Origin of the sequence: Arthrobacter sp. SIMBA_036, from assembly GCF_046535135.1 — a bacterium.
Lineage (GTDB): Bacteria > Actinomycetota > Actinomycetes > Actinomycetales > Micrococcaceae > Arthrobacter.
This window is the reverse complement of record NZ_JAWRXG010000050.1, coordinates 1-440: the sequence shown is the minus strand read 5'-3', so window position 1 is coordinate 440 and position 440 is coordinate 1. Positions and strand designations below refer to the sequence as shown.

Annotated in this window: 1 protein-coding gene; it reads right to left on the bottom strand. The window is 39.1% G+C overall.

Annotated features, from left to right (window positions below; all coding sequences use genetic code 11):
• Nucleotides 1-226, bottom strand: a 226-nt coding sequence (locus SB659_RS19090) for a hypothetical protein (protein WP_410551522.1), incomplete at its 3' end; no start/stop codon positions are given.
• Between the last annotated feature and the right edge of the window lie 214 nt (nucleotides 227-440).

Genomic DNA, 440 nt, shown 5'->3' with positions numbered 1-440 from the left:
CTATAATATCCGGAATGATCCTGATCAGCTCGACATCCTCCAGTTCCATTTCATCATTTTTTAAAAACCGAAGGGCAGTGGTCTGTTCAGATAATGTTCCTAAAGCCAGCAGGATAATGACCATAAAATCATCTCCTCTTCTGATATTGTATCTGCTGACTAAAAGAGATTCTTCTGCTTCTCTTAAGCTACTCCATTCGTCGCTGAGAATATTCAGTATATTCATGTTTTTTCCTTTTAGTGTGTTCTATCGATTATCTTGTTAATGATAAGCCATTAACCGGGTGCGAAACTAACCTGCACCCCATCAACTCACAATAAAGACGCTGTCACTATTCCGAATAATGACAGCCTTTTTGATATAATCCAGGCTTATAGAAACAGCTTAAATTATTAAAAAGTGCTCTGTACACCACTCCAGACCCTTTCGAAGCCCCTCC